Origin of the sequence: Halorubrum sp. (assembly GCF_046498025.1) — an archaeon.
Taxonomy (GTDB): Archaea; Halobacteriota; Halobacteria; order Halobacteriales; family Haloferacaceae; genus Halorubrum.
Window position 1 is genome coordinate 38203 of the sequence record NZ_JAWOBM010000047.1, and the last position, 8363, is coordinate 46565.

General features: G+C 69.5%; 9 protein-coding genes. 8 read left to right on the forward strand and 1 reads right to left on the reverse strand.

What is annotated here, in order from left to right; all coding sequences use genetic code 11:
- The first annotated feature begins 1 nt into the window (after position 1).
- The 6 genes from R6U01_RS10125 (at position 2) to lpdA (ending at position 6780) form a co-directional block, all read left to right on the forward strand.
- Positions 2–676 (forward strand): RPA family protein, encoded by a 675-nt coding sequence (locus R6U01_RS10125; protein ID WP_410286334.1) that lies wholly within the window; start codon positions 2–4, stop codon positions 674–676.
- A gap of 126 nt (positions 677–802) precedes the next feature.
- On the forward strand, positions 803–1240 hold the full coding sequence (locus tag R6U01_RS10130; RefSeq protein ID WP_410286335.1) for a CopG family transcriptional regulator: 438 nt from the start codon (positions 803–805) through the stop codon (positions 1238–1240).
- Between the two features lie 336 nt (positions 1241–1576).
- Positions 1577–2680, forward strand: a complete 1104-nt coding sequence (pdhA, locus tag R6U01_RS10135) for a pyruvate dehydrogenase (acetyl-transferring) E1 component subunit alpha (protein WP_410286336.1) — start codon at positions 1577–1579, stop codon at positions 2678–2680.
- Positions 2681–3667 carry an alpha-ketoacid dehydrogenase subunit beta gene (locus R6U01_RS10140; RefSeq protein ID WP_410286337.1) on the forward strand — a complete coding sequence of 329 codons (987 nt, stop codon included), beginning with the start codon at positions 2681–2683 and terminating at the stop codon, positions 3665–3667. It abuts the gene before it with no gap.
- A 48-nt stretch (positions 3668–3715) separates the two neighbouring features.
- Positions 3716–5353 carry a 2-oxo acid dehydrogenase subunit E2 gene (locus tag R6U01_RS10145; protein ID WP_410286338.1) on the forward strand — a complete coding sequence of 546 codons (1638 nt, stop codon included), beginning with the start codon at positions 3716–3718 and terminating at the stop codon, positions 5351–5353.
- Positions 5353–6780, forward strand: a complete 1428-nt coding sequence (lpdA, locus tag R6U01_RS10150) for a dihydrolipoyl dehydrogenase (protein ID WP_410286339.1) — start codon at positions 5353–5355, stop codon at positions 6778–6780. Before R6U01_RS10145 ends, lpdA begins: the two co-directional genes overlap by 1 nt.
- Positions 6781–6851: 71 nt before the next feature.
- Here lpdA and R6U01_RS10155 read toward each other — a convergent pair whose 3' ends face one another.
- Entirely contained in the window at positions 6852–7049 is a 198-nt protein-coding gene (locus R6U01_RS10155) for a heavy-metal-associated domain-containing protein (RefSeq protein WP_410286340.1), read from the reverse strand.
- 132 nt (positions 7050–7181) lie between these two features.
- Between R6U01_RS10155 and R6U01_RS10160 the strand changes: the two genes are divergently transcribed.
- The gene (locus tag R6U01_RS10160) at positions 7182–7781 is read left to right on the forward strand and encodes an AsnC family transcriptional regulator (RefSeq protein WP_410286341.1); all 600 of its coding nucleotides are present in this window, start codon (positions 7182–7184) and stop codon (positions 7779–7781) included.
- A gap of 320 nt (positions 7782–8101) precedes the next feature.
- Positions 8102–8363 (forward strand): cation transporter (locus R6U01_RS10165; RefSeq protein ID WP_410286342.1); only part of this gene is annotated, 262 nt, incomplete at its 3' end.

Consider the following 8363-nt stretch of genomic DNA (forward strand, 5'->3'; position numbering starts at 1 on the left):
CATGAGCCAGTCAACACCCACCAGAGAGGTCGCCCGGCGCGTGTTCGCGAGCGAGTTCAACGACGCCGGTTACACGTTCACCGAGTCCGACGACGAGCGGGCCCCCGTCTACGCGTTGCTGCCGACGGGCGAATCCTCGAACCGCGTGTTCTTCGTCGGCACCCTCACCGAGAAGGAGGACGTCGGCGAGGACGCCGAGTACTGGCGCGGCCGCATCGTCGACCCGACGGGCACGTTCTTCGTGTACGCCGGCCAGTACCAGCCCGAGGCCGCCTCCAAGCTCCGCGACCTGGAGCCGCCCGCCTACGTCGCAGTCGTGGGGAAACCCCGGACGTACGAGACCGACGACGGCACCGTCCGGGTCTCCGTCCGCCCCGAGTCGATCACCGAGGTCGACGCCGCCACCCGTGACCGCTGGGTCGCGGAGACGGCCCGCCGCACCGTCGAGCGCGTCGCCGCGTTCGACGACGAGGGCAACGAGTACGCCCGGATGGCCCGCGAGGAGTACGATCTGGACCCCCAGACGTACAAGGCCGCCGCGCTGTCGGCGCTGGAGGACCTCGACGACGGTGCCGGCGACGAGCTCGCCGGCGACGCCGCGGACGAGGGCCTCGGGGACGGAGACGTCCCCGACAACGCCGACGCGACGGACCCGGCCGGGACGCCGGACCCCTGATCGGCGCCGAAGTCGACCCGATCCGTGCAGAGATCGGGCGTTTCACGCCCGCAACACCCGACATTCCACTTTTCTTGCCACCGTCTGACAAACGCTTAAGTGGATCGCGAGAGGGATATTCCGGTAATGGGCAACAAGAACAAGACGATCTCGTTCCGCGTCAGCGAGGACGCGTTCGAGGCGCTCCGCGACATCGCCGAGGAGCGGGACATCTCGCTGTCGGCGGTGTTCCGAGACTACGTGGACACGCTCGTTGCCCACGACGGACAGGTCCGCGCCGTTCCGGAGGCGGAGCTCGAGAGCATGGGCGAGACCGGCGAGTCGTTCCCGCCGCGCGTCGAGGTCCCTAAGAGCTTCGTCCGCGAGCACGAGCGGCTGGAGTTAGAGGCCGACCACCTCCGCGAGCAGCTCGACGAGTACAAACGGTACGTCACCCACCTCCGCGAACAGCTGGACGGCGACGAGGAGGACGTGATCTACTTGGAGGACCTCGACGACCGCGGCGACCGCGGCGAGCATGCCGACCGCGGCGAGCGCGACGAACCCTCCTTCCGGCTCGGGTGACCGGCGCCGGAACGCCCTGACGACCGCGTCCGCGATCCGGTCGGCCGTTCCGGCTTTCCCGCTCTCGGTCGACCGCGTGAGTCCCGGCTCCCTCTCCTCCGACGGGGTGGCTCCCTCGGCAAACCTTCCTGTTTGTCCGTTACTGTTCGGGGAAACCGCCGAGTCGCCGAAAATATTGCCGGACTCGACGCGAGTTGTTCAAAAACGTCCGATTCTCCGGGAATCTGATGGACAGTTTCTCAGCACCCCCGGCGATTTCTTATTATAATAAACTATTTACGAAAACGATATTACGCGGGCGGCGAACGGTTCGCACATGAACAGGTGGGTTCGACCGTGACCGTGTTCGACAGAGCGTACGACGATCCGGTGCGCGTGCTCGACGAGGACGGCGAGGTCGTCGGCGACGTCCCCGACATCGACGACGAGGAGCTCGTCGACATGTACCGGCACATGCGGCTCGCGCGACACTTCGACGCCCGGGCGGTGAGCCTCCAGCGACAGGGGCGGATGGGGACGTACCCGCCGCTGTCGGGACAGGAGGGCGCCCAGATCGGCTCCGCGATGGCGCTCGCGGAGGACGACTGGATGGTCCCTTCCTACCGCGAGCACGGGGCGGCCCTGGTCCGCGGGCTCCCGCTGAAACAGACCCTCCTCTACTGGATGGGCCACGAGGCCGGCAACAAGTCGCCCGAGGACGTCAACGTCTTCCCGGTCGCCGTTCCCATCGCCTCGCAGGTCCCCCACGCCACGGGCGCGTCGTGGGCCGCGAAGCTCCGCGAGACCGACGAGGCGTTCCTCTGTTACTTCGGTGACGGCGCGACCAGCGAGGGCGACTTCCACGAGGGGGTCAACTTCGCCGGCGTGTTCGACACGCCCACGGTCTTCTTCTGTAACAACAACCAGTGGGCGATCTCCGTGCCCCGCGAGCGGCAGACTCGGAGCGCGACGCTGGCGCAGAAGGCCGAGGCGTACGGGATCGACGGGGTACAGGTCGACGGGATGGACCCCCTCGCGGTGTACAGCGTCACGAGCGCCGCCGTGGAGAAGGCGCGCGACTCGGAGGCCGACCGGCCGCGGCCGACGCTGATCGAGGCGATCCAGTACCGGTTCGGCGCGCACACGACCGCCGACGACCCCACCGTCTACCGCGACGACGACGAGGTCGAGCGGTGGAAGGCGAAGGACCCGATCCCGCGGCTGGAGACGTACCTTCGCTCGGAGGGCGTCCTCGACGACGAACGCGTCGCGGAGGTCGAGACCGCGGTCGAGGAGCGCGTCGCCGACGCGATCGACGCGGCCGAGTCGGCGGCGCGACCCGACCCGAGCGAACTGTTCGAGCACGCGTACGCGGAGGTCCCGCCCGAACTGGAGCGACAGTACGAGGCGTTCACCGCCTTCCGCGAGGCGCACGGCGACGAGGCGTTCCTGGAGGAGTAAATGAGCGACACACAGAACCTCACCGTCGTACAGGCGGTACGTGACGGGTTGTACAGCGAGATGCGCGAGGACGACGACGTCCTCGTGTTGGGCCAGGACGTCGGGAAGAACGGCGGCGTCTTCCGGGCGACCGAGGGGCTGTTCGACGAGTTCGGCGGCGAGCGCGTCGTCGACACCCCGCTCGCGGAGTCGGGCATCGTCGGCTGCGCGGTCGGCATGGCCGCGATGGGGCTTCGTCCGGTCCCGGAGATCCAGTTCTCCGGCTTCATGTACCCTGGCTTCGACCAGATCGTCTCTCACATGGCTCGGTTCCGCGCGCGGAGCCGGAGCCGGTTCTCCCTCCCGATGACGCTGCGCGCCCCCTACGGCGGGGGGATCCGCGCGCCGGAGCACCACTCCGAGTCGAAGGAGGCGTTCTACGCGCACGAGGCGGGGCTGAAGGTCGTCATCCCCTCGACGCCGCGCGACGCGAAGGGGCTGCTCGCGGCGTCGATCCGCGACCCCGACCCGGTGATCTTCCTCGAACCGAAGCTCATCTACCGCGCGTTCCGCGAGGAAGTCCCCCAGGAGCCGTACACGGTCTCGCTCGGTGAGGCGGCCACCCGCCGCGAGGGCGACGACGTGGCGGTGTTCACGTACGGCGCCATGACGCGCCCGACGCTGGAGGCCGCCGAGAGCCTCGCCGAGGATGGGGTCGAGTGCGAGGTCGTCGACCTCCGCACCGTCTCTCCGCTGGACCGCGAGGCCATCGTCGACGCCTTCGAGCGGACCGGCCGCGCGGTCGTCGTCCACGAGGCGCCCAAGACGGGCGGGCTCGCCGGGGAGATCACGGCGATCATCCAGGAGGAGGCGCTGTTGTACCAGGAGGCGCCCGTGACGCGCGTCACCGGCTTCGACGTTCCGTACCCGCTGTACGCGTTGGAGGACTACTACCTCCCCACCGCGGCGCGCATCGAGGAGGGCATCTTGGAGGCGGTCGAGTTTTAAGATGACGCCCGCGGAGACTCATCACATGACCGTCGAGGAGGTCGACGCATGACAGTCGAGGAGTTCAGGCTGCCCGACGTCGGCGAGGGCGTCGCGGAGGGCGAGCTGGTCTCGTGGCTCGTCGCGCCCGGCGACCGCGTCGAGGAGGACCAGCCGGTCGCGGAGGTCGAGACCGACAAGGCGCTCGTCGAGGTCCCGTCGCGCTACGACGGGACCGTCGAGGAGCTGTTCGTCGAGGAGGGGGACGTCGTCCCCGTCGGCGACGTGATCATCTCGTTCCGGGTCGACGAGGAGGACGCCGGGGAGGCGAGCGGTGAGGACGACGCGGCCGCCGCCGACTCGGAATCTCCGGCCGCCGAGGAGAGCGCGGCCGAGGAGCGCCCCGACGCGGGCGAGTCAGGACCGGCCGAGACGGGCCCCGAATCCGAACCGGACACGCCCGCGGGCCGGACGTTCGCCCCGCCGTCCGCCCGCCGGCTCGCTCGCGAGCTCGGCGTCGACGTCGCGGCCGTCGACGGGAGCGGTCCCGGCGGTCGCGTCAGCGAGGCCGACGTGCGGGCGCACGCGGAGAGCGACACGGGCACCGGCGACGACGCCCCCGAACCGCGGCCCGCGCCGACCCCGACCGACGTCGGCTCCGGCGACCGGACGTCCGCCGTGCGCAAGCGCGGCGCGGACGGGTCGGCCGAATCCGCGTCGCCCGCCGCCGGGGCTCCCGAGCCGGCCGGCCGCGACACGACGCTCGCGACGCCGGCGACTCGGAAGCTCTCGCGCGACCTCGGGGTCGACGTCGACGACGTGCCGACCGAGGAGACCCGCGACGGCGAGGCGTTCGTCACGGGCGAGGACGTGCAGGCGTACGCGGACGCGCTGGAGTCGGCGTCGACCGAGTCGGCGCCCGAGCCGGTCGACGCCGACGCGGCGTCCGCGGCGACCGACGCGCCGGCCGCCGCCGGCGACGGCACGTCCGAGGCGAGCGCCACGGAGTCGGGCGACGAGACCGTCCCGTACCGCGGCGTGCGCCGCACCATCGGGAAGCAGATGGAGCGGTCGAAGTACACCGCTCCCCACGTCAGCCACCACGACACCGTCGAAGTCGACGCGCTCGTGGAAGCGCGCGAGGAGCTGAAGCCGAAGGCGGAGGCGGCGGACGTGAAACTCACCTACATGCCGTTCGTGATGAAGGCGATCGTCGCGGGGCTCAAGGAGTACCCGTACCTCAACAGCGAGCTGCGCGAGGACGACGAGGAGATCGTGTTACGAAAGGAGTACAACCTCGGGATCGCGGTCGCGACCGACGCCGGGCTGATGGTGCCCGTCGTCGACGACGTCGACGAGAAGGGGCTCTTCGAGCTGGCCGCGGAGGTGCGCGATCTCGCGTCGCGCGCCCGCGAGCGCAAGCTCAAGCCCGCGGAGATGAAGGGGAGTACGTTCAGCGTCACCAACTTCGGCGCCATCGGCGGAGAGTACGCCACGCCGATCATCAACTACCCCGAGACGGCGATCCTCGGACTCGGCGCTCTCGAAGAGCGGCCGGTCGTCCGCGACGGCGAGGTCGTCCCGGCGCCGACGCTCCCCCTGTCGCTGTCGATCGATCACCGCGTCGTCGACGGCGCGGTGGCGGCCGAGTTCGCGAACACCGTAATGGAACACCTTGAACACCCGCTGCTACTGTTGACTCACTAATGGTCGTCGGAGACATCGCAACCGGAACGGAGGTACTGGTAATCGGCGGCGGACCGGGCGGCTACGTCGCCGCCATCCGCGCCGCACAAGAGGGGCTCGACACCACCCTGGTCGAGAGAGACGCCTACGGCGGCGCCTGCTTGAACCGCGGCTGTATCCCCTCGAAGGCGCTGATCACGGGGAGCGGGCTCGCCCACGAGGCCGGCAACGCGGAGTTCATGGGCGTCCACGCGGACCCCGCCGTCGACATGGGGCAGATGGTCGAGTGGAAGGACGGCGTGGTCGACCGACTGACCGGCGGCGTCGAGAAGCTCTGTAAGGCGAACGGCGTCAACCTCGTGCCGGGAACCGCCTCGTTCGTCGACGAGCACACCGCGCGCGTCGCCCACGGCGGCGAGGGACAGGGGTCCGAGTCGATCGAGTTCGAGCACGCCGTCGTCGCCACGGGGTCGCGGCCGATTCAGATCCCCGGGTTCGACTTCGCCGAGGACCACGTCTGGACCTCGGCGGACGCGCTCGACGCCGACTCCGTCCCGGACCGGCTCGGGATCGTCGGCGGCGGCTACATCGGCATGGAGCTGGCGACGACGTACGCGAAGCTCGGCGCCGACGTGACGGTCGTCGAGATGCTCGAGGACATCCTCGACCCCTACGAAGACGACGTGAAGCGGATCGTCCGCAAGCGGGCCGAGGAGCTCGGCGTCGAGTTCCACTTCGGCGAGGGCGCGAGCGAGTGGTCGGAGGCCGCCGACGGCGGCTACCTCCTGCACACGGAGACGGAAGAGGGGGACGAGTCGACGTACGGCGTCGACAAGATCCTCGTCGCCGTCGGCCGCCAGCCGGTCACGGAGGGGCTCGACCCGGAGAACGCCGGCATCGAGACGGACGACCGAGGCTTCATCCAGACGGACGACCGCACGCGGAGCGCGGTCGACCACATTCACGCCGTCGGCGACGTCTCGGGCGAGCCGATGCTCGCGCACGCGGCCTCGACGGAGGGGATCGTCGCCGCCGAGGTGATCGCCGGCGAGCCGGCCGCGCTCGACCAGCAGGCGATCCCCGCGGCCGTCTTCACCGACCCCGAGATCGGGACGGTGGGAATGACCGAGCGCGAGGCCGAGGACGCCGGGTTCGACCCGGTCGTCGGCCAGATGCCGTTCAACGCCTCCGGGCGCGCGATGACGACGGGCCACACCGAGGGGTTCGTCCGGCTCGTCGCCGACGAGGAGACCGGCTTCGTGCTCGGCGGACAGATCGTCGGACCGGAGGCCTCCGAGCTGATCGCCGAGGTCGCGCTCGCGATCGAGATGGGCGCGACGCTGGAGGACGTGGCCGCGACGGTCCACACGCACCCGACGCTCGCGGAGGCGGTGATGGAGGCCGCGGAGAACGCCCGCGGCCAGGCGATCCACACGTTGAACCGGTAGAACGGGAGAAATCCGCGGGTTCGATGCCCGTCTTCCTTTTTAAGCGGGCGCGTCGTAGCCCGCCTTCCGTTTCACGCGGACGCGTCGTAGCCCGCCTCGCGCACCGCGGCCACGAGTGCGTCGGGGTCGGCGTCGCCGTCGACGGTCGCGGACGCGCTCTCGTGGTCGGCGCTCGCGTCCTCGACGCCCGCGACGCCTTCGAGCGCCTCTTTGACGCTCTGCTCGCAGTGTTCACAGGACATCCCTTCGACGGTGAGCGTTCGGCTCATGATGACCGATCCTACGCGGGGGAGACGTTTGTCGCTTGTTGCTTCGCGACCGGGGAGAGATCCCGGTCCAAACTTTCGAATCCGAAGCGAATCGGGGCAACCGTCTTGTGTCGTGAGACCGTCGCCTCGGGCATGCGCGACCTCGACGAGACGGACTTGGAGATCCTGTCGCTGCTGGCCGAGGACGCCCGACGACCGTTCAGCGAGATCGGCGAGCGCGTGGGGCTGTCGGGGCCGGCGGTCTCCGACCGCGTCACGCGGTTGGAGGAGGCCGGCGTCATCAATGGGTTCACCGTCGACGTCGACCGGACGACGCTCCGGGCCGGCGTCCCCATGCTGATCGACGTGGAACTGCCGTCGGACCGGCCCGAGGCGCTCGACGCGGCGCGGGACCGCCTCCGTGACGCCGACGCCGTCGAGCACGTGTTCGTCACGGCCGAGGGAGACCTGCGGGCGTACGCCCGCGTCGAGGGGCGCAACGTCCGGGAGTGGGTCGGCGGGCTGTTCGAGGGGGTGGCGATCGACGACTACGCGGTCACGCTGGTCGACGAGTTCGAGTGGACGCCCTCCATCGAGGGGGTGGCGTTCGCGCTGACCTGCGCGGAGTGTTCCAACACCGTCGACAGCGAGGGCGAGACGGCGCGGATCGACGGGACGGTGTACCACTTCTGCTGTTCGTCCTGCCTGTCGCGGTTCCGAGAGCGGTACCAGCGGCTGGAGGAAGGGGTTTGACATCCTCCCCGCGCTGAAGCGCGAGGCTTTCTCCTCGATTCTCAGTAATCCGACCGATGACCGTTTATAAATCGTTTTCGTCGGGAACCACCTCCAAAATCCCAGCCGCTCGGCTCTCCGCGGTCGGTGACTCCGTGGACACCTCCAAAGCCCCAGCCGCTCGCAGGCGCGCGCCACTGTCCTCTTTTTAAACAATGTTGTCGCTCGTCTCTCACCGACGCCCTGCCCGCCCGTCGCTTTGGAATCCAAGGTTTCGATCCACCTGAACCCCCGATCTCGAAGCAGAAAGCCGCCTAAGGGTGGGACCCGTAGTGGGACCCATGCCAACGAGAACAGCCCATCTGAACGTCACCGGCATGTCCTGTGCCAACTGCTCGGCGTCGATCGAGGACGCCCTCGACGACCTCGACGGGGTGGTCTCGGCGAAGGCCAACTACGCCACCGACGAGGGGTCCGTCGAGTACGACCCGGAAGCGGTGTCGCTCGGCGAGATATTCGACGCGATCGAGGCGGCCGGCTACGGCGCGGTCAGCGAGACCGTCACCGTCGCGATCACGGACATGACCTGTGCGAACTGCGCGG